This is a genomic window from Salegentibacter sp. Hel_I_6 (genome assembly GCF_000745315.1).
Classification (GTDB): domain Bacteria; phylum Bacteroidota; class Bacteroidia; order Flavobacteriales; family Flavobacteriaceae; genus Salegentibacter.
This window is the reverse complement of the sequence record NZ_JQNQ01000001.1, coordinates 1,233,671-1,253,063: the sequence shown is the minus strand read 5'-3', so window position 1 is coordinate 1,253,063 and position 19,393 is coordinate 1,233,671. Positions and strand designations below refer to the sequence as shown.

Here is a 19,393-nt window from a genome sequence, read left to right as displayed (position 1 = left end):
AATTAACCAAGAAGACACTAAAAATTTAAATATGAAATTCATTAAAAAATTTAGGGAAATCTCTATAAAAGATGTGGCTAAAGTTGGTGGTAAAAATGCCTCTTTGGGTGAAATGTACAATGAATTATCTTCGGAAGGGGTGCTGGTTCCGGATGGTTTTGCGACTACCTCAGAAGCTTTCTGGACCTTTTTGAAAACCAATAAAATTGAAGAAAAGTTAAAAGGCTTATTAAAAACTCTTGATCGTAAAAGTTTTGAGAACCTTAGTATTGTTGGGGCTGAAGCTCGTAAATTAATTTTGGCAGGAGAATTTTCTAAAGAATTTTCCGAAGAAATTATTTCGGCATACATAGCTTTAGGAAATGGTGATAATATACAGGTAGCGGTTAGAAGCAGTGCCACGGCTGAAGATTTACCCAATGCGAGTTTTGCCGGCCAACACGACACTTTTTTAAATATTACAGGGGCTGAAGCTTTACTTAGCGCTATTAAAAATTGTTTCGCTTCACTTTATACCAATAGGGCTATAAAATATCGCGAAGACAAAGATTTTCTACATCACGAAATTGCACTTTCTGTAGGAGTCCAAAAGATGGTGCGGTCTGATATTAGTTGCTCCGGAATTGGATTTAGCCTGGAACCCGAATCGGGTTTTAAGAATATTATTCATTTGTCCGGTGTATGGGGCTTAGGTGAAAATATTGTTCAGGGTCTTGTGAATCCTGACGAATTTGATGTTTTTAAACCAAATATTGATAAAGCTGAAAATCCCATTATTCAGAAGAAATTAGGGCATAAGGAACTTTCCATGGTTTACGCCGAATCCAACGGCCATTCTTCTACAGTGAATATTGAAACGCCGTTGGAGAAACAGGATAGTTTTGTGCTTGCCGATGTTGAAATTATTAAACTTTCCCGATGGATCCTACTTATAGAAAAGCATTACAATCATCCTGTGGATGTGGAGTGGGCAAAAGATGGTTTAACCAACGAGCTTTTTATAACCCAGGCGCGACCTGAGACGGTTCACCGGGAAGAGGATAAACGTTTTTATATTGAATATCATTTAAAGCAAAAAAGTGAAGTTTTAACCAGCGGGAGTGCCATTGGTTCGAGCATTGCCACAGGAAAAGCACGGTTTTTAAAATCTCCCGACGAAGGGCATAAATTAAACCATGGAGAAATTCTTGTCACTAATAATACCAGTCCAGATTGGGATCCTCTTTTAAAACTGGCAGCTGCCGTAATAACCGAACGAGGTGGCAGAACCAGTCACGCAGCAATTGTAGCCCGCGAACTGGGAGTGCCGGCAATTGTGGGAACAAACAATGCAACCGAAAAAATTAAAGATGGTGAAATGATTACCGTTTCCTGTGAAGGGAAAACTGGTTTTGTATATAAAGGCGCTTTGGATTATGATACCAAAGAAATAGATTTCGGAAATATTTCCCTACCAAAAACCGAAGCTAAATTCATTCTTTCAGATCCGGATAGGGCATTTCAGCTTTCTTTTTACCCGAACAATGGCGTGGGTTTGTTGAGAATGGAATTTATTATTACTCATCAGATAAGAATTCACCCTATGGCCTTGGTAAAATATGATGAGCTAAAGGATATAGGGGCTCGTAAAAGTATAGAAGAACTTACCTGGCAGTATAAAGATAAAAGCGACTTTTTTGTTGAGGAATTATCCCGGGGCATTGCCGTAATAGCAGCAGCATTTTCGCCTAAAGAAGTGATTGTTAGACTTAGTGATTTTAAGAGTAACGAGTATGCAAATCTTATTGGTGGTAGGCAGTTTGAACCTTTAGAAGAGAATCCTATGTTAGGTTTTAGAGGTGCTGCGCGCTATTATCACCCAAACTATAAAGATGCTTTTGAGTTAGAATGCAATGCGATAAAAAGGGTGCGGGAAGAAATGGGCCTTGATAATTTAAAAGTAATGATCCCATTTTGCAGAACTATTAACGAGGCAAAAAATGTAATTGAATTAATGAAAGAATTTGGGCTGGAACGCGGTAAGAATTCCTTGGAAATCTATATGATGGTAGAAATTCCATCTAACGTAATTCTACTAGAGGATTTTGCTGAATATTTTGACGGTTTTTCAATTGGCTCTAACGATCTTACTCAGCTTACGCTTGGGGTAGATCGGGATTCAGAATTAATGGCAGATGCTTTTGATGAAAATAATGCATCTGCCAAAGAAATGATCGCTACTGCAATTCAAAAAGCGCGAAAAGCAGGAAAGAAAATAGGACTTTGTGGGCAGGCTCCCAGTGATTTTCCTGAGTTTGCTTCTTTTCTGGTAGAAGAAAAAATTAGCAGTATTTCCTTTAACCCAGATGCCCTTTTAAAAGGAATAGAGAATATTAATAAAGCCGAATCAGAGCGGTAAATCAAAAAATGTTGAAAGATCCGCACGCCATTTCTGTTGAAAAACTCCTTTCAGAATTCAAGGTAGATCCTGATAAAGGTTTAACTGCCATTGCAATTGATGAAGGGATAAAAAAATATGGTCCAAATCGTTTAAAAGAAGCGAAATCCAAGAATATAGGGCTCACATTTTTAGAGCAATTTCTTGATCCTATAATTTATATTTTGGCAGCCGCGATGGCTGTTGCTTATTTCTTTGGCGAATGGCTGGAAGGCACGGCTGTTTTAATCGTGATACTTATCACCGCACTTATAGGGTTTTTTATGGAGTGGCAGGCACTAAGATCTGTAGAGGCATTGCAGAAAATGGTAGAGACCCAGGCCAATGTTTTGCGAGATGGAAAAGAGGTAGAAATTAAAGCGGTTGGTTTAGTACCCGGCGATATCGTAATTCTGGAAAGTGGAGATGTTATTCCTGCCGATTGCCGTATGTTGAAAACCGAAAGTTTTGCTGTAAAAGAGGCCATTCTCACAGGAGAAAGTAATCAGGTAGAAAAGAACATTGAAAGCCTTCCAGATAAAATTCCCCTGGCAAATCGAAAAAATATGCTTTTCAAAGGCACTATTGCGGTGAGAGGAAAAGCAAAAGCTATTGTCATCGCTACAGGAGTCAATACAGAAATAGGTCGCATTAGTGAACTAACCAGCAGTGCAAAAAAAGAAATTACACCCTTAGAGAAAAAGCTAAAGCGGTTAAGCCGTTGGCTTATTTGGCTCACTTTATTTTTCGCCATTCTAATTATAGTTACCGGCTATTTCCAGGGCAAGGACTTGATGCTGATGATAAAAACCGGGATTGCCCTTGCGGTAGCTGCGATTCCTGAAGGTTTGCCTATTGTGGCAACTATTGCACTGGCCAGAGGAATGCTTCGGCTTTCTAAAAGGAATGTGATCATTAAAAAATTAGAGGCAGTTCAAACTCTTGGAGAGACCGGGATAATTTGCACCGATAAAACCGGTACGCTTACCGAAAACAAAATGAGCGTTCATCATTTAATGCTTGGTTCTTCAGAATTTCCTGCTACCGAAGCTGAAAAATTCAAAAAAGATCCTGCTTTTGAAAGGTTGATAGATATTGGTTGCCTCTGCAACAATTCAAAAATGAAAAATGGTGAAATGGTCGGAGACGCCGTAGAGATCGCTCTGGTAGAATTCGCTGCAGAAATGGGTTTTGATTGTAAAGAAATTCAGCAAAAATATCCCAGGATACAGGAAGTTCCTTTTGATGCAGAAATCAAAAAAATGGGAACTTCACATCAATTTGAAGGGGATTATTTAATCTGCGTAAAAGGGGCACTGGAAGCTTTGCTCAATTCCTGTGATTTGGTTTTAACCAAAGAAGGCCTTAAAGAATTTCAGGATAAGGAAAAATGGCTGCAACATGCAAAACTAATCGCTGCCGAAGGAATGCGGGTTCTGGCTTTCGCCTACAGAGAAAGTAACCAAGAGCCAGATAAGGAAAGCTTGATGGATAATCTCACTTTTGTAGGAATTCTTGGATTTTTAGATCCGCCGCGAAAGGATATAAAACAAGCGATTGAAACCTATAAAAATGCAGGAATAAGGGTAGTGATGGTTACTGGAGATCATCCCGATACCGCAAGAAAAATTGGGGAGGAAATCGGACTTATGTCTGAAGATGCTCCCGGGGAAATGGTAGTTCACGGTCAAGATTTTGAAGAAATTGAAAATTTAACTGAAGAAAGGCAAAAAACGTTGTTGGAAGCCCAAATTTTTGCCCGGATGGTTCCCGGTCAAAAACTGAATTTGGTAGAATTCTATCAGAAAAATAAAGCTATTATTGGGATGCTGGGCGATGGCGTAAACGATGCTCCGGCCCTTAAAAAAGCAGATATTGGTATTGCGATGGGAATTAGGGGAACCGAAGCAGCTAAAGAAGTTGCCGATGTAATCTTAATGGACGATAAGTTTACCTCTACAGAATTAGCCATAAGACAGGGTCGCACTATATTCGAGAATATAAGGCAATTTGTAATTTTCTTGCTGTCCTGTAACCTGGCAGAAATAATTTCAGTAGGGCTTGCTTCTTTGAGTAATTTACCGCTTCCACTGCTTCCACTGCAAATTCTTTTTCTAAACCTCGTTACTGATGTTTTCCCGGCCTTAGCTCTTGGTGTAGGAAAAGGTGATCCTAATATTATGAAAGATCCTCCCAGGGATCCGCATGAACCAATTCTAACTAAAAAACTTTGGTCTGCCACCATTTTATATGGATTAAGTATTACAGCATCTGTTATTGGAGTGGTAGTTTATACACATTTTAAAATAGGACTAAGTGCAATTGTGGTAAACAATATTGCCTTTTACACGCTAATTCTGGGTCAGCTTCTAAATGTTTTTAATTTACCAAGGCGAAAAATTTCTTTCCTGAAAAATGAAGTAACCACAAACCCCTGGGTTTGGGCTGCATCAGGGTTTTCAATTTTAATTATGGTTGTGGTATACCATATCCCGTTGATGGCTGAAGCTTTGTCTTTAGTGCCTCTTTCGGTAAATCACTTTGCTATTATCATCGTTTTTGGTGTTGCTTCATTACTATTATCACAACTTCTAAAGCTTTTAAAATTAACTAATTAATATTATCTCAGGCTGATTAAAATCATACTTTTTGAGCTCGGTTTATATTAATTTCAGGAGAACTTAAAAATTTTAATTATGGAAACTATAAGAAAAAGACCAAAAGGCGATTTTATTGCCGAAGCCAATATGGAGCAGCTCTATATCCTCACTAAACACTGGAATGCTGACCTGCACTTTTTTAAAGATGATCTCAGTTTTTTACACAAACTTTTGGATAGCTATTTTATTTGGATAGATATAGATGAAAATTATAAAGTGGCTCTAAAAATGAAAAATGAACTTTTAAGACTTAAAGAGCGCTGTGAAGATCTGTTAGAAAAAACCAATATGCATAGAGAGAAAATTGGAAAAATGATTCTTGAAAAAATCGAAGACTCCAGGATTTTCAGGTTAGAACATGAACATTTGGAAGATGAGATCGCAAGTTTCGTGAAAGCTTTCAGATTAAACAGGTTGGAACTTTTTAAGATAACGGAATATATAAAAGATACTGACAAACTTTCTACGCTTTCCTGAATTAGAGCGTAAACTACCGCTGAGCATTATATCTTGATGATTGAGTAAACGCACTGAATTTAAAGCAAAGTGACCCTCGTCATATTCTGGAAACTGACTTAAACTTAATTTTGAGTAATCATAAAAACCACAACTATTATGCTCATTAATATTCAATTTATAAAAACAAAAGGAAGTGAAGCTTTAACTCAATTTGTATCAGAAAGCTTAAATAAACTATCAGAAAAATATGACTGGCTCATAAGAGCCGAAGTTTACTTTAAAGAGGAAAATGACCCTACGGGAAAATCAAAGATTTGTGAGATCGAGCTCAGTGCGCCCGGACCAAGGATTTTTGCTTCCTCTACAGAAGAAAGTTTTGAATTAGCCATAAAAAAAACCGTCTTCGAACTGGAACAGCAGCTCAAAAAACGAAAAGCTGTTTTCGCAGCACATTAAGATGCTTGCAGAGACTGTTTGAAAATAAAAAGTGTTACAATTCTTTTGGGCTCATCTCAATTTATCCTATTTGAAGCCCGAACTATTTTTAGGCAGTCTCTTTTTTAAAATATCAACTCCCGAAACTCCCAGGCTTTATAGCTAAAGAAAATTAAAAACCCTACTGCTACCACCATCTCCATAAAAGTAGAAGCAAGTAGGCCAATAAAAGATCCATAAGCCGCCCGCAATGCCGATTTAGAATCAGATTTGTTGATTATCTCTCCAATAAAAGCACCGGCAAAAGCCCCTATAATTATTCCCAGCGGAATTGGGACAAAAATCCCAATAATCAATCCAATAGTAGCGCCCCACATTCCCGCTTTACTGCCACCGTATTTTTTTGTTCCCATTGCCGGGATAATAAGTTGCAGAGCATAAATTATTGCGGCGAGAACAAAAGCAATTCCTAAAACCCAGTAGTTCATTGGCACCGATGGCGCCAGGTAGAGTAGGAGTAAGCCCACCCAACTAAGCGGTACACCGGGCAAAACCGGTAAAAAACTTCCCAGGATTCCAAGGATCATTAAAACCGCTCCAATTCCAAATAATATTAAGTCCATATACGTGTTAGTATAAATTGCTTTTCAAAGATAGATTAATTCCGAAGAAATTTTTAACTAAATTATTAGGTTAAACTAAAATGTTAGTTTATATTAGCAGTATTGAATTTGAATTTCACGTCATCCTGAACTTGTTTCAGGATCTAGTTTCAATTCATCCTGGGGCTGAAATAAATTCAGCTTGACGTGTAATAAGAATAAAAGGTTTGGATATAGATTTCCGCCTGCATGGGAGTGACAAATGAATATAATAAAAGATTTCCGCCTGCACGGAAATGACAAAAATTAATTATGAAACAACTAACCAAAGCCGAAGAAGAGATTATGCAAATTCTCTGGAAACTGGAGAAAGCCAATGTCGCTTCCATTATAGAAGAAATGCCGGAGCCAAAACCGGCTTATAATACGGTTTCTACTATTGTGAGGATCCTGGAAGATAAAGGTTTTGTAGACCACGAAAAGAAAGGAAAAGGCTATTTGTATTTTCCGCTTTTGGCGCGGGAAACCTACAGCAATCAAAGCATCAATAAATTGATGAACAATTATTTTAACGGCTCCTTTAAAAGTATGGTTTCCTTTTTTATGAAAAAGAACGATATGGATACCAAAGATTTAGAGTCAATTTTAAAGGAAATAAACAAAAAAGAACAATAATGTTAGCGTATATACTTCAGGTAGTTGTGTTCCAACTCGGTTTTTTACTGATGTATGAACTACTACTAAAAAAAGAGACATTTTTCACAATAAATCGCTGGTATTTGTTAGTGACACCGCTGGTTTCGCTTTTACTACCTATGCTGAAATTCGAAAGTTTATCGGCTTTGGTGCCGGCAGAATCCATCTCGGCCCTTTCGCAGGTTTGGCTTCCGGAAGTTTATATTGGCGGTGAACCTGAAAATATTCAACAGTTGCCCGCCGTGAATATCGCTCAAGAGCAGGGTTTACAAATAAACTGGTGGTTAGTCACCTATATTTCAGGAGTAGCGCTTAGTTTAATTCTATTGCTAAAAAAGTATCAGAATTTAAATCATTTATTTCGTTTCCGAAGAATTTCAGAAGATAAAGAGCTTAGAATTATTGAAGTTCCGAATTCAAATATTGCCTGTACTTTTTTTAAAACCGTGTTTTTGGGCGATAAATTATCTGAAGCTGAAAAGCAACAAATTTTATCACACGAACTGGTTCATGTTAAGCAAAAACACAGCCTGGACCTGGTGTTTTTTGAAGCTTTAAAGATCTTATTTTGGTTTAATCCGCTGGTATATATCTACCAAAGCAGGATTGCCACTTTGCACGAGTTCATCGCCGATGCAAACGTGGTGAAAACCACAACCAAACGCAGCTATTATGAACAGTTGCTTAACACCGCGTTTAACACGCAAAATATTTCATTCATCAATCAATTTTTTAATCATTCATTAATCAAAAAACGAATTATTATGTTACAAAAATCAAGATCAAAAACAATCGCAAAAGTTAAGTACCTTTTTGTACTCCCCTTACTTTTTATGATGCTTACGTATGTGTCATGTTCAGATGATAGAGAAGGAATAGAAAAAGAAGAACCGATCTATCAGCAATTGACCGAAATTAAATTGGCTGTCCAGGATGGTAAAGAATTATCGCTTGAAGAGAAAGAAGAGTTATTCGAAATAATGAAAGTAGTAATGGATAATGAAGATCGTCCAACTCCGCCGCCACTGCCACCTTTTGAAAAATCAGCAGACTCTGGAGATAATTCAAACGCTGTTCCCTTTGCAGTAATCGAAGAAGTACCCATTTTTGAAGGTTGTGAAGGTTTAAATTCTAACCAGGAAAGAAAGGAATGTATGTCGAGCAAAATTTCTCAATTTGTAAACACAAATTTCAACACCAATCTAGGAAAAGAATTAAACCTTAAGGGAGTGAATCGCGTAATTACCCAATTTAGGATAGATGAAACCGGAGAAGTTGTAGATGTAAGAGCGCGAGCTTCGCATCCAGCGTTACAGGAGGAAGGTATAAGAGTTATTTCTGAACTTCCTAAAATGCAACCAGGCAAGCAGGATGGTAAAGAAATTAGCGTAATGTATTCATTACCAATAGTTTTTCAAATGGGAGAAAGTGAGTAGAATAAGTTTTATAACCATTTTAATGTTAGCCTTCAAAGCCGAAGCTCAAACTTCGGCCTTGGCGGTTTCTGATAGTTTGTATGCCGTGGGAGAATATGCTGAGGCAATAGGCAAACTGCAGGAAATAGCTCCAAAGACAGATAAGGTATATCTAAAACTTGCGAAGAATTACGCGGCTAATCGGCAGCCTGAAATCGCACTGGATAACTATAAAAAGGTTTTAGATGAAAATCCCGATCGTGTTTTAACCGCGGTGGATTATGGAGAGTTATTGGTGAAAACCGGAAAACTAAAAGCTGCAGATAGTGTTTTTAAAGAGCTAACCGAAAAATATCCTGAAAATGCCAATTTTAAATTTCAGCAGGGCTTAATCAGGGAAAAGCTAAAAGATAGCACGGCAATGGGTTATTTTATGCATACCATGATACTGGATACGACGCACCAGGGAGCGCTTTACAAAATCGCAAAAGATAAATTAAGAAATAGACAGTACACTATGGCCGAGCATTACAGCAAGCAGGGTTTGCGAGCAAATGCAAATAATCCATCTTTACTTTCTATTCTCGCCCAAACTTATTCTTCCTTAAAATTATATCGGGAAGCTATTCCTCCTTATAAGAAATTGATCCAAATTGGCCAGGATTCCGAATTTATCTATACTAAAATCGGATTTGCATATTACCAGGATGGAGATTATTTGAAAGCTATTGAAATGTATAATGAAGCTCTTAATTTTGAAGATAAAAATTCAGCGACGCATTACACCCTGGGTAAATTGTATGCCTTAACCGGCGATTTAGATAAATCTGAAACCCATTTATTAATGTCTATTCTTATAAAGAAGCAACCGGTGGATGCCGAATATTTGAGCTTAGGACTAACCTATAAAATGCAGGAAAAGCATAAAGATGCGCTGGATTATTTTAATAAAGCCCTGGAAGAAAATCCCGATAATGAACGTGCCATGTATGAACGCGCTGTGGCAGCCGATAATTACTTTGCAGATGACGAAACCGCGATAGGCTACTATCGGGCTTATTTTAATAAATATGAAAGTATTGGAAACGATGGGATGCTTTATCGTGCAAAAACCAGGATTAGTGATTTGAAGAAAAAGATGCATTTAGCGGAGAACTAATTTAATTTCCCCACATCGAGCGTTAGGAAATATTGAGAGAACTTTAATTTAACACCTATGAGATTTAAAACAACTATACTTCTCTTCAGTCTTTTTCTCCTTGCTAATACAAGGGTTTTCCCAACAAGCTTTTGAAGTAAATGTATTTGTTGATGCCTAAAAAATTTTTACTTAGAAGATCAACAGCTTAAGTTTAATGAGCTTTCAACTGAAGTAAAAGAACTGGTGTATAATCAGCCGGCCCTAAAATACGACAGCGTAATTTTTAATATATATATGGTGATAAAAATCTGCAACACGGATTTATCATGGATGTAAATCGTAAAATGTTGGCGGGTTATTAATCTGGAATAATCACCACCAGAAAATATTTGAAGATATTCTGATGTTGAAATGGATAACGAAAACTGGCAGCAGGAAATAAAGTCGCTAAATCTTAAAGCCATAGAAAACTAGCTTTTTATCCCGACATAACTTTCACTTAAATTTCATTACTTTTGCTCAAAGTCCAAGTGCGTTTGCCAATGAAAAGAGCTTTACTTCTGTTTGTTACATTTCTTATTTTCTCCTGTAATTTTGAGACCAAAAAAATCTCTTCAGAAGAAGTATTGGAGTTAGAATCCCGAACACTAAACTGGAAAGAGGTAGACGAATACCCCGCTTTTGAAGATTGCCAGAATGAAACCGAACTACTTGCCGCTCGTGAATGTTTTGAGAGGGAAGTAGCCCAAAATATTTACGCTTACCTTTCTAAACAACAACCCGTAGTTACAGAATCTATAGACGATACGCTTTATCTCTATCTTGAAATAAATAGTTCGGGCCGGCCCGAAATAGATTCGGTTAAAATTGATTCTACATTAAATAATCAACTTCCTGAATTGCGAATGTGGCTGGATCAAAGTATAGATTCTTTACCAAAAATTTATCCCGCCAGTAAACGCGGCGTACCGGTTTCTACCGTGTTTAAAATGCCTATTTTGATTAAAGCTGAGTAATAACTCGAGACCTAACAGTTTTGTTATATAACATTTTTGTTATAAATTTAAAATGTGAATTCGGTTTCCCTAATTAGAACAATTAAAAAGGATGGTTGGTACCTCGTAAGAACAAAAGGAAGCCACCATCATTTTAAGCATCCCAAAAAGAAAGGAATTGTTACCATTCCGCATCCGAAAAAGGATCTTCCTAAGGGAACGGTGAATTCAATTTTAAAACAAGCCGGAATTAAATAAATTAAAATGAAAAAGATTAGTGTGTATGTTGAAAAGGCCGAAGATGGGACTTATTGGGGAAGTACTCAAAACCTCCCGGGCGGAGTAAGTGCTTTTGGAAATTCATTAGATGAATTAAAACAAAATCTCAAAGTCGCGTTTGAAGATTATAAAGAAGTAGCAGAAGATCTTAATGAAGAATGGTTAAATGAAATTAAAGGGTTAACTGAATTCGAATATAGGCTGGATATAGCTTCATTTTTCAAACTTCTTCCAATAAAAATTTCTGCTATCGCCGAAAAATCCGGTATCAATCCTTCGCTCATGAGACAATATGCCAGTGGAAAAGCAAATGCTTCAGAAGAAAGGGCAAGAAGAATAGAAAAAGCTATTCACGAATTAGGTGAAGATCTTCTTTCTGTATCAATTTAATTCCCAATCACTACATTCCACTTTTTCACCGTCCAGGCTTTTACCAGTCCGTTTTTCACATACGGATCGTTTTCGGCAAAAGTTTTCGCAATTTTATCGCTATCCGCTTTAAAAACAAGTACAGCTTCGTTAGCCGAATCTATTGCACCGCCAAGTTTAAGATAGCCTTCATTAAAATACTCGGTTGCGTGATTTAAGTGTTCTTTACGAAATTTCATCCTTTCTTCAAGGTAATTCTCTCCCGTTACATACTCTAAAATATAATAATGCATCTCTAGTTTTTAAATTGTCTTCCTTTCCAGTAAAAATCCGAAAATAGAGATTTAACAGCTACATAAGTGCTAAAAAAAGGATAAAAGATGCTACTCCAGAAATAACTTCGCAAAACTGTTTCTCGTTGAAAAAATTTAGCTGCGCTATAGATCAGGATGAAATCCAGGTTGAATTTTATGAGGAAAATGATCAAAATAGGTTGGTATGGCAATAGCTGAAAGAAGACTAAAAAGGCGGCGATCACAAGACTTAGATTCATTAAAAGGACAGTTATTCCGGTAAATTTAGAAAATAAGCTTTTATAGGCCGGAGCTTTAGAAGCCCAACGAATTCGTTGCGAAACCAGATCACCAAAACTTTGTTGAGCTTTCGTATATACAATTGCTTCCCAACTTTTTAAAAAGCCAATTTTATATTTCTTTTGTTGAAATTTTTGAAGTAAAAAAACATCGTCACCGCTGGCAATTTTATCGTTTCCCGAAAACCCCGAAACTTCTATAAAAGCATTTTTTTGATAACATAAATTTGCGCCATTACACATAAAAGCTTGCTCAATTCCAAAAGCTCCGGCAGTGGATGCCTGAAGACTTAAAATATCCAACTCTTCAAAATTCCTTAAGATATTTTTGCGCTTATTATTTGTATTTGTTGCTGGAAGAGAATTTAAAGCAACCGGCCCGGCAACGAGTTTGTTTTCGGTTTTAAGAATAAAATTATTATAGCTTTTTAACCAGTTTACAGGAACCCGGCAATCAGCATCGGTAGTGATGATATATTCCAAATTGGCAGCATTAATTGCGGTCGCAATAGCGTCTTTCTTCGGGGAATTTGAAATACGATTGTTTTCCAGAACTTTTAAATTGAAATTTTCAAGGTTATGCTGAAATTCTTCGATGATTTCCGCTGAATTATCTTCAGATTCATCGTTCACCAGGATAATTTCATATTTAGATTCAGGATAATTTATCCCAGCCAGGGAATGCAATAGAATCGGTAAATTTCCAGCTTCATTTCTAAAAGGGATTATAATAGAAAACCGAATTTCCGCGGGTAAATTTTCCGAAGAGAATTCAGGGATCTTTTTCCAGCCGTAAAGCAGCATGAGCATTAAAACCGAATAAAAAATACAGATAACAATAAAGATGAACATATCCGGTTTTTTAATTCTTAATTTCCCTGTAAAGTAAACCAAAACACAGCAAATTCAAGAACCCTAGAAAGAGAAAATATCTAAACTGTGGCGTATTTGAAATCTTGCCTGGCGAGTAAGGAAATGAAATTGCTTAGCTTTGCGAAGCTACGTGAAATTAGATAAGCTTTAAATAGAAACAGTTATTTTGAAGAGCGAAAGAATCATTTTAGGAATTGATCCCGGCACTACGATTATGGGCTTCGGACTTATAAAAGTGGAAAATAAGCAGATGAAATTTATACAGCTGAATGAATTGCAGCTTAGTAAATATAGCGATCCCTACGTGAAACTTAAATTAATTTTTGAACGAACTATAGAACTGATAGACACTTATCATCCAGATGAAATTGCGATTGAAGCCCCGTTTTTTGGTAAAAACGTACAATCTATGCTTAAGCTGGGAAGGGCACAGGGCGTGGCAATGGCTGCCGGACTTTCCAGAGAAATACCAATTACTGAATATTTACCCAAGAAAATTAAAATGGCAATTACCGGTAACGGAAATGCCAGTAAAGAGCAGGTGGCAAAAATGTTACAAAGTTTACTCGGTTTGAAATCATTACCAAAAAATCTCGACTCAACCGACGGCCTTGCAGCCGCGGTTTGTCATTTTTACAATTCAGGTAGTACCGAAGTGGGAAAAAGTTATTCCGGATGGGCTGCTTTTGTAAAGCAAAACCCGAAGAAAATTAAATAGTTTCAATTTATCTTCTTCCAATTTTCAAATCAACTATATGTCAGGTATCTATATCCATATTCCCTTTTGCAAGCAGGCCTGTCACTATTGTGATTTTCATTTCTCTACCTCTTTAAAAAAGAAAGCTAAGCTCGTGGAGATGCTATGTAGGGAATTAGTGCTGCGGAAGGATGAGCTCACTTCCCCTGAAATCCAGACGATCTATTTTGGGGGCGGAACACCCAGTTTATTGGAAGCGGAGGAACTTCAGCAAATTTTTGAGACCATTTACTCGAATTATAGAATTGCTGAAAATCCTGAAATCACCCTGGAAGCAAATCCCGATGATTTGACGGAAGAAAAGGTGGAAATGCTCAAGGCTTCTAAAATCAACCGCTTGAGTATTGGAATTCAATCTTTTTTTGAAGAAGATTTAAAGCTGATGAACCGTGCGCATAATTCCGAGGAAGCCTTAAAAAGTATCAATCTCGCCAAAGAATATTTTGACAACATTTCCATAGATCTTATTTACGGAATTCCGGGAATGAGTGTAGAACGATGGCAACGAAATATCGAAATTTCACTTGAATTGGGTGTACCGCATATCTCCAGTTATGCACTTACCGTAGAGCCGAATACCGCGCTTCAGAAATTTATTGAAAGAGGGAAAATTAAGCCGGTAGATGATGAAGCCGCAAAACTTCATTTCGAAATTCTTGTGGAGACCCTCAAAAGAAATGGTTTTGAACATTATGAGTTTTCCAACTTTGGAAAGCCCGGTTATTTTTCAAAAAATAACACCGCCTATTGGCTGGGAAAACCTTATTTAGGAATTGGTCCGGCAGCACATTCTTACAATGGAAATTCCAGAAAATGGAACATCTCCAATAATCCTTTATATATAAAAGCCCTGGAAAATGATAAGATTCCGCAGGAAACGGAAGATTTATCGCTTTCAGATAAGTACAACGAATATGTGATGACCCGGCTGCGGACAAAATTTGGGGTAGAGCTTGCTGAGATTTCCGGGAAATTTGGCGAAGCTTATAAAGCTCACTTTGTAAAACTTGCTAAGCCATTGCAAAAGGAAGATTTGCTCCAGAAAAAAAATGGGGTTTTTCATATTACTTCTAAAGGAAAATTTTTAAGTGATGGTATTGCTGCCGACTTGTTTTTCCTGGATTAATAAATATCGAAATTAAAGTCAAAAATCGTAAATTTGAGTTATGGCTATAGATCTTCAAAACAAGAAAATAGAATTAATTCAATGGTTATCCACTTTGGATAACGAAATCATTATAGATAAATTAATGAAACTAAGAGAGAGTGAGAAGGCTGATTGGTGGAATGAGATAAGTGAAGGCGAAAAAGAATCTATAGAAAATGGAATAGAAGATGCTAATTCCGGGAACTTAAGACCACAATCTGAAGTTAGAAAACTCTATGAAAAATGGTTATAAGATTTTTTGGACCGTTCACGCACTTTCTGAACTTGAAGAAACAATAGCTTATTTAGAAGAAAACTGGACCGCACAGGAATTAGAAAAATTCGCCAAAGAACTGGATCATACGCTGGAATTAATTTCTAAAAACCCCAAGATATTCCCAATTTCATTTAAAAGAAAAAATATTCGAAGAACTGTGGTTGCAAAGTTCAACAGCCTATATTATAGAATACATAATGAATCTATTGAAATAATATCTTTCTTTTCAAACAGACAGGATCCTTCCAAAATTAAAATCGATTAGATTTTATGCGAACCACTATTAATTTTAAAGCTAAAGATTATATTACCGATCTTTCCAAACCCCTCGATATTTCCATTGGTTTGCGGGGCGATGCTAAAAATCCGGTGGCGTGGTATTTAGATGCTCCTAAAATAACACCGGTGAAAGACGGTGACTTTATTGGGAAAGTTTCAGAAGGAGCTTCGGTTAATTTTAATAATATTCAGTTTAACCCGCACGCTCACGGCACGCATACCGAATGTGTGGGGCATATTTCCAGGGAATTTTATAGCATCAATCAAACGCTGAAAACTTTCTTCTTTTTTTCAAAATTGATTTCAGTTGAACCGGAAATTAGGGGAGATGATAGTGTGATTTCCGAAGCAATTTTGAGGGAGAAAATTCAGCCTAACGAAACTGATGCTTTAATTATACGAACACTGCCCAATTTCAGGGAAAAGCAGACGAAAAAATATTCGCATACCAATTGGCCTTATCTTAGTGAAGAAGCTTCGGTTTACCTTAGAAATTCTGGTGTCAAGCATTTGCTTATAGATTTACCTTCAGTAGATAAGGAGAAGGATGGCGGGAAGTTATTGGCGCATAAAGCTTTTTGGAATTACCCGAAAAACACTCGTTTTGATGCTACTATTACCGAACTAGTTTATGTTCCTAATGCTATTGAGGATGGGGACTATTTACTAAATCTACAAATAGCTTCCTTTGAAAACGATGCAAGCCCCTCAAAACCTGTTTTATATAAATTCTTATGAAAATAACACTCGCACTTGAAGAGCTCGCAATGTTAATATTGGGAATCTTCGTTTTTAGCCGATTAGACTTTGCCTGGTGGTGGTTTTTAGTTTTATTTTTTACACCAGATTTTGGAATGTTGGGGTATATCTTCAATAATAAAACAGGAGCTTTTATTTATAATCTTTTTCATCATAAAGGGCTTGCACTTTTAATATGGTTCCTGGGATTTTATGTGCAAAGTGAAGTATTTCAATTAATAGGTGTAATTTTGTTTTCACATGCGGCTTTTGATCGTATTTTAGGCTACGGGCTCAAGTATGAAAAGGGCTTCAAATTCACTCATTTGGGAGAAATAGGAAATTAATATGGAATTTTTATTTATCGGATTGGCCGTGGGAGCGGTCGTGGCTTATTTTATTTTTGCCAGGTTTAATAAGGAGAAATCAAAGCTTAAAACCAATGAACAGTCCTTGGTGATTATGGATAAAATAAGGAGTGTTTGTAAATTTATAACCGTTGAAGGCGATTTTTCTGAGGTTTATCATTACGAAAATTTAAAGGAAAAATACCTGAGTTTACTTCTGGGAAAGAAAAAGGCCATAGTTTTGGTAAACGCCAAAGCGCACGTGGGTTTTGATCTTAGTAAAGTGCGAATGAATAGCGAAAATGAAAAAAAAACCATTGTACTCACTAATTTTCCGCAGCCCGAACTGCTTACTGTAGAGACAGATTTTAAATATTACGATAAGCGCGAAGGTTGGGCAAACCCTTTCACAACTTCAGATCTTACGGATATTAACCGTGACGCAAAAAATTATATAGTTGACAAGATTCCCCAAAGCGGACTTCTAGACCAGGCGCGAAAAGAGGCGCTGGATACCATTTTATTGATGGAAAAAATTGTGGAAACCATTGGTTGGAAACTCGATTATACAGCACTGACTTTAGAAGATAGAAATCAGAAGAAAATTGAGAAATAATAGCCTGTGGAAGTACGTTATCCTGAACTGGTCACTTCGAGCGGAGTCGAGAAGTCAGGATCTAGCATGTTAATTAATTAATAGATTTCCGCCGGAGTTTATCCCGATTTTACGAGGGGCGGAAATGACAAAATTGCATATGGACATAGAAACGCTTAGAAATTACTGCATTAGCAAAAAAGGCGTAACCGAGGAACTTCCTTTTGGTCCAGATACCCTGGTTTTTAAAGTTATGGGTAAGATGTTTGCATTGGCCGGGCTTGATGCGCTTCCGCTTAGTGTAAATTTAAAATGTGATCCTGAAACAGCGATAAGATTGCGGGAAGAATACGAGAATAATATTTTACCCGGTTACCATATGAACAAACAGCATTGGAACACCGTAATCCTGGATGGTCAATTAAAACCCGATTTTATTTTTCAATTAGTAGACGATTCTTATAATTTGGTAGAAGCGGGATTAACTAAAAAGCAACAACAAGAACTTAAAGATTTAGATGAATAACCCATTAGAATTTTATTCAAAGCAAAAAGAAATACACCAGCAGGAATTAAGCAAGATCTCCAAAAAATTGCTGGTATCCAGTTTAATCAGGCTTTTCATTTTTCTAGCAATATGTTTTACGATCTATTATTTCTTCGGAAATATGAATGTGATCGTTCCGGTAATTATTGGTGGGATTGCACTTTTTTTATTCCTGGTTTCCAGGCACAGCAATCTTAAAGATAAGAGTGATAAGCAAAAGGAAATCATCAAGCTAAACGAGCTGGAAATTGATATTTTAAAAACCCGGAATTTTCAGGATTTACCTGATGGAAACGAATTTGAAGATCCGATGCATCCTTATAGCCAGGATATCGACTTATTTGGGCGAGGCTCGTTTTTCCAGTATTCCAACCGAACCGCGCTTTATGAAGGTACAAAAATACTGGCCGGTATTTTTACTAAAAATAGCATAGAAGATATTTCGCAGAAACAGGAAGCCGTTAAAGAACTTGCAACTAAAGCTGAATGGAGACAGGAGTTTACTGCATTGGCCAGGTTGGTAAAGACTGAAACCGCATCAAAAACTGTAATTAAATGGTTTAAAAATTATAAGAATTTTGTTCCAAATTATATGAAATGGTTGCCTACTGTCTTTTCGGTGATTTCCATTCTCGTGATCGCGGGTTATTCTTTTGATTATTTAAAGGGAATTCATCTTTTTCTGTGGTTTCTAGCCGGCTTACTTTTTACAGGAATTTACCTGAAGAAAATCAATTTACTTTCAGGTAGCGTGAGTAAGATCCAGGATACTTTTCATCAATATCATTTGTTATTGGAACTTCTTGAAAAAGAAGATTTTTCTTCAGAAATTTTAAAGAAAAATCAGTCGCTTATTCATTCAGAAAAGAAAAAGGCATCGGCAATTTTTAAAGAATTTTCCAAAGCGATCGATGCCTTAGACCAGCGAAACAATATGATTTTTGGGATTTTTGGCAACGGTTTTTTACTCTGGGATCTTCGCCAGAGTTATAAATTAGAAAAATGGATTTCAGCATATCGCCAAAATGTCGAAAAATGGTTTGAGGTAATCGAACTTACTGATGCTTATAATTCTCTGGGGAATTTTGTATTTAATCATCCAAACTATGTTTTTCCTGAAACCATAAACGAGAAAAGAGGAATTTCAGCAACAAAATTGGCACATCCACTTTTAGATCCTAAAAAGAGAGTAGCTAATGATTTCGCGATTGGGGATGAAGAATTCTTTATCATTACCGGCGCGAATATGGCTGGGAAAAGTACTTTTTTAAGAACGGTTTCCCTTCAAATTTTAATGAGTAATATTGGGCTTCCGGTTTGTGCTGAAGCTTGTAGGTATTCGCCGATTAAACTCATTACCAGTATGCGTACCAGCGATTCGTTAAGTGATGATGAATCTTATTTCTTTTCAGAATTAAAGCGCTTAAAATTTATAGTAGACGAAATTAAAACCGATCGTTATTTTATTATTCTTGATGAAATTTTAAAAGGAACCAATAGTAGCGATAAAGCTATAGGCTCTAAAAAGTTTATTAGGAAACTGGTGAACTCTAATTCAACCGGAATCATTGCTACACATGATTTGAGTTTATGCGAAATCACTTCAGAATTAAGCCAGGTGAAAAACCATTATTTTGATGCGGAAATTATCAATGACGAACTGCATTTTGATTATAAATTTAAAGACGGAATTTGCCAGAATATGAATGCCTCATTCCTTCTAAGGAAGATGGAGATTGTTGATGATTAAATACTAGAATTAAGGATTTTGGAA

The 19,393-nt window shown here is 36.7% G+C and carries 22 protein-coding genes; 19 read left to right on the top strand and 3 right to left on the bottom strand.

All coding sequences use genetic code 11. The annotated features are described in order from the left end of the window. The first annotated feature begins 31 nt into the window (after positions 1–31). The 4 genes from ppsA (at position 32) to FG27_RS05670 (ending at position 5,991) form a co-directional block, all read left to right on the top strand. A complete protein-coding gene (ppsA, locus tag FG27_RS05685) occupies positions 32–2,398 on the top strand; it encodes a phosphoenolpyruvate synthase (protein ID WP_037316694.1) in 2,367 nt (788 codons plus the stop codon). A gap of 8 nt (positions 2,399–2,406) precedes the next feature. Beyond that, on the top strand, positions 2,407–5,034 hold the full coding sequence (locus FG27_RS05680; RefSeq protein WP_037316691.1) for a cation-transporting P-type ATPase: 2,628 nt from the start codon (positions 2,407–2,409) through the stop codon (positions 5,032–5,034). Positions 5,035–5,112: 78 nt separating this feature from the next. Continuing rightward, positions 5,113–5,553 (top strand): hypothetical protein, encoded by a 441-nt coding sequence (locus tag FG27_RS05675; protein WP_037316688.1) that lies wholly within the window; start codon positions 5,113–5,115, stop codon positions 5,551–5,553. A gap of 138 nt (positions 5,554–5,691) precedes the next feature. Continuing rightward, entirely contained in the window at positions 5,692–5,991 is a 300-nt protein-coding gene (locus FG27_RS05670; RefSeq protein ID WP_037316685.1) for an HPF/RaiA family ribosome-associated protein, read from the top strand. A 104-nt stretch (positions 5,992–6,095) separates the two neighbouring features. Here the strand turns inward: FG27_RS05670 and FG27_RS05665 are convergent, their stop codons facing one another. After that, entirely contained in the window at positions 6,096–6,593 is a 498-nt protein-coding gene (locus tag FG27_RS05665) for a DUF456 domain-containing protein (RefSeq protein WP_037316681.1), read from the bottom strand. Between the two features lie 291 nt (positions 6,594–6,884). Between FG27_RS05665 and FG27_RS05660 the strand changes: the two genes are divergently transcribed. From FG27_RS05660 to FG27_RS05635, 6 genes are all read left to right on the top strand, one after another. Beyond that, positions 6,885–7,247: a BlaI/MecI/CopY family transcriptional regulator gene (locus FG27_RS05660; protein WP_037316678.1), complete on the top strand. Its 363-nt coding sequence runs from the start codon at positions 6,885–6,887 to the stop codon at positions 7,245–7,247. Further along, the gene (locus FG27_RS05655) at positions 7,247–8,704 is read left to right on the top strand and encodes a M56 family metallopeptidase (RefSeq protein WP_037316675.1); all 1,458 of its coding nucleotides are present in this window, start codon (positions 7,247–7,249) and stop codon (positions 8,702–8,704) included. The genes FG27_RS05660 and FG27_RS05655 overlap by 1 nt, the downstream gene beginning before the upstream one ends. Next, on the top strand, positions 8,697–9,842 hold the full coding sequence (locus FG27_RS05650) for a lipopolysaccharide assembly protein LapB (RefSeq protein WP_037316672.1): 1,146 nt from the start codon (positions 8,697–8,699) through the stop codon (positions 9,840–9,842). Before FG27_RS05655 ends, FG27_RS05650 begins: the two co-directional genes overlap by 8 nt. Before the next feature lie 497 nt (positions 9,843–10,339). Next, on the top strand, positions 10,340–10,840 hold the full coding sequence (locus FG27_RS05645; RefSeq protein WP_231563287.1) for a hypothetical protein: 501 nt from the start codon (positions 10,340–10,342) through the stop codon (positions 10,838–10,840). A 54-nt stretch (positions 10,841–10,894) separates the two neighbouring features. Next, positions 10,895–11,077, top strand: coding sequence for a type II toxin-antitoxin system HicA family toxin (locus FG27_RS05640; protein WP_037316665.1), 183 nt, complete (start codon positions 10,895–10,897; stop codon positions 11,075–11,077). Between the two features lie 6 nt (positions 11,078–11,083). Further along, positions 11,084–11,488: a type II toxin-antitoxin system HicB family antitoxin gene (locus tag FG27_RS05635; protein ID WP_037316662.1), complete on the top strand. Its 405-nt coding sequence runs from the start codon at positions 11,084–11,086 to the stop codon at positions 11,486–11,488. On the opposite strand, the gene FG27_RS05630 is transcribed toward FG27_RS05635, so the two are convergent. Both FG27_RS05630 and FG27_RS05625 read right to left on the bottom strand, forming a co-directional pair. Further along, positions 11,485–11,760, bottom strand: coding sequence for a YciI-like protein (locus FG27_RS05630; RefSeq protein ID WP_037316660.1), 276 nt, complete (start codon positions 11,758–11,760; stop codon positions 11,485–11,487). The genes FG27_RS05635 and FG27_RS05630 overlap by 4 nt on opposite strands. Positions 11,761–11,762: 2 nt before the next feature. Continuing rightward, the gene (locus tag FG27_RS05625) at positions 11,763–12,911 is read right to left on the bottom strand and encodes a glycosyltransferase (protein WP_037321972.1); all 1,149 of its coding nucleotides are present in this window, start codon (positions 12,909–12,911) and stop codon (positions 11,763–11,765) included. A gap of 187 nt (positions 12,912–13,098) precedes the next feature. Here FG27_RS05625 and ruvC point away from each other — a divergent pair, with 187 nt between their 5' ends. The 9 genes from ruvC (at position 13,099) to FG27_RS05580 (ending at position 19,369) form a co-directional block, all read left to right on the top strand. After that, positions 13,099–13,650: a crossover junction endodeoxyribonuclease RuvC gene (ruvC, locus tag FG27_RS05620; protein ID WP_037316657.1), complete on the top strand. Its 552-nt coding sequence runs from the start codon at positions 13,099–13,101 to the stop codon at positions 13,648–13,650. 37 nt (positions 13,651–13,687) lie between these two features. Continuing rightward, the gene (hemW, locus tag FG27_RS05615) at positions 13,688–14,815 is read left to right on the top strand and encodes a radical SAM family heme chaperone HemW (protein WP_037316654.1); all 1,128 of its coding nucleotides are present in this window, start codon (positions 13,688–13,690) and stop codon (positions 14,813–14,815) included. Between the two features lie 40 nt (positions 14,816–14,855). Then, positions 14,856–15,089, top strand: coding sequence for a hypothetical protein (locus FG27_RS05610; RefSeq protein WP_037316651.1), 234 nt, complete (start codon positions 14,856–14,858; stop codon positions 15,087–15,089). Continuing rightward, positions 15,073–15,378 carry a type II toxin-antitoxin system RelE/ParE family toxin gene (locus FG27_RS05605; RefSeq protein ID WP_037316648.1) on the top strand — a complete coding sequence of 102 codons (306 nt, stop codon included), beginning with the start codon at positions 15,073–15,075 and terminating at the stop codon, positions 15,376–15,378. The genes FG27_RS05610 and FG27_RS05605 overlap by 17 nt, the downstream gene beginning before the upstream one ends. A gap of 5 nt (positions 15,379–15,383) precedes the next feature. Continuing rightward, the gene (locus FG27_RS05600; protein WP_037316645.1) at positions 15,384–16,130 is read left to right on the top strand and encodes a cyclase family protein; all 747 of its coding nucleotides are present in this window, start codon (positions 15,384–15,386) and stop codon (positions 16,128–16,130) included. Further along, entirely contained in the window at positions 16,127–16,477 is a 351-nt protein-coding gene (locus FG27_RS05595; RefSeq protein WP_037316642.1) for a DUF4260 domain-containing protein, read from the top strand. The genes FG27_RS05600 and FG27_RS05595 overlap by 4 nt, the downstream gene beginning before the upstream one ends. 1 nt (position 16,478) lies before the next feature. Continuing rightward, the gene (locus FG27_RS05590) at positions 16,479–17,093 is read left to right on the top strand and encodes a DUF4230 domain-containing protein (RefSeq protein ID WP_037316639.1); all 615 of its coding nucleotides are present in this window, start codon (positions 16,479–16,481) and stop codon (positions 17,091–17,093) included. Between the two features lie 139 nt (positions 17,094–17,232). Beyond that, positions 17,233–17,598, top strand: a complete 366-nt coding sequence (locus tag FG27_RS05585) for an MmcQ/YjbR family DNA-binding protein (RefSeq protein WP_037316635.1) — start codon at positions 17,233–17,235, stop codon at positions 17,596–17,598. Beyond that, the gene (locus FG27_RS05580) at positions 17,591–19,369 is read left to right on the top strand and encodes a DNA mismatch repair protein MutS (RefSeq protein ID WP_037316633.1); all 1,779 of its coding nucleotides are present in this window, start codon (positions 17,591–17,593) and stop codon (positions 19,367–19,369) included. Before FG27_RS05585 ends, FG27_RS05580 begins: the two co-directional genes overlap by 8 nt. The last annotated feature ends 24 nt before the right edge of the window (positions 19,370–19,393 follow it).